Genomic DNA, 1,476 nt, shown 5'->3' on the forward strand with positions numbered 1-1,476 from the left:
TATCTTTTAATAAAGAACTATGTATAGAAAAAGCTTATAAATTAATTAATATGTTTGAAGAAGAAGGTTTTGATCGTTCTAGAATTTTAATTAAATTAGCTGCTACTTGGGAGGGGATCAAAGCTGCAGAAGAATTAGAAAAAAATAATATTCGTTGTAATTTAACTCTTTTGTTTTCTTTTGTTCAAGCACAAGCATGTGCAGAAGCTGGTGTTTATCTGATTTCTCCTTTTGTAGGGAGAATTTATGATTGGCATAAAAAAATTACTCCTATAAGAACTTATAGTTACGAAAAAGATCCAGGTGTGATGTCTGTACATAGGATATATAATTATTATAAAGAAAATGGGTATTCTACGATCATAATGGGTGCTAGTTTTCGAAGAAAAGAACAAATTTTAGGTTTAGCAGGATGCGATCGTTTAACTATATCACCTTTTTTATTATCAGAATTAGAATCTAGTACCGATATAGTAGAGCGTAAATTATTTAACATTAAAAATAATTTTAATCCTGGGGAAAAGGTGACTGAATCAGATTTTCGTTGGTTACATAATCAAGATATTATGGCTGTTGAAAAATTATCTGATGGTATTCGTCAGTTTGGATATGATCAAATTAAATTAGAAAAAATGGTAGCAGATAAATTTTAGTGTATGTACGTATATGTTTTTAGTATTGATTTATTAAAGTTAAAATTATTTTGGGAAAAATATTATTATTTATTAATTTTTATAAGGATAATTATGTATTCAGAAAGAGAGTTGGCAAATGCAATTAGGGTATTAAGTATAGATGCAATTCAAAAAGCTAATTCAGGACATCCTGGAACACCAATGGGTATGGCTGATATCGCTGAAGTTCTATGGAGAAATTTTTTAAAGCATAATCCTGCAAATCCTTTATGGTATGATAGGGATCGTTTTGTTTTGTCTAATGGTCATGGATCTATGTTGTTATATAGTCTTTTGCATTTGACAGGATATGATATATCTATTGAAGATTTAAAAAATTTTAGACAGATGAATTCTAAAACACCTGGACATCCTGAGATTGGAGTTACTCCTGGGGTAGAAATTACTACTGGACCATTGGGTCAAGGTTTAGCATCAGCAGTAGGTATGGCAATAGCTGAACGTACTTTGGCATCTTATTTTAATCGTTCTTGTTATAACATTGTTGATCATTATACATGGGTTTTTATGGGTGATGGATGTATTATGGAAGGTATATCTCATGAAGTTTGTTCTTTGGCTGGCACTTTAGAATTAGGGAAATTGATTGTTTTTTACGATAAGAACGGAATATCTATAGATGGTAAAATAAATGATTGGTGTAATGACGACACTGCTTTGCGTTTTAAATCTTATCATTGGCATGTTGTCGATAATGTAGATGGTCATGCTCCTGAAGAGATTAGGAATGCTATTATAGAATCTAAAAGTGTCATAGATCGTCCATCTATTATTATTTGTA

At 30.5% G+C, this 1,476-nt stretch carries 1 protein-coding gene and 1 pseudogene; both read left to right on the forward strand.

What is annotated here, in order from left to right:
- Positions 1-653: transaldolase family protein (locus LDP10_RS02865; RefSeq protein ID WP_265197241.1), on the forward strand; the 653-nt coding region annotated here is incomplete at its 5' end.
- Positions 654-746: 93 nt separating this feature from the next.
- A pseudogene (locus LDP10_RS02870) lies at positions 747-1,476 on the forward strand (transketolase); the annotation flags it as partial.

Origin of the sequence: Buchnera aphidicola (Pemphigus obesinymphae) (assembly GCF_026122815.1) — a bacterium.
Lineage (GTDB): Bacteria > Pseudomonadota > Gammaproteobacteria > Enterobacterales > Enterobacteriaceae > Buchnera_C > Buchnera_C aphidicola_BJ.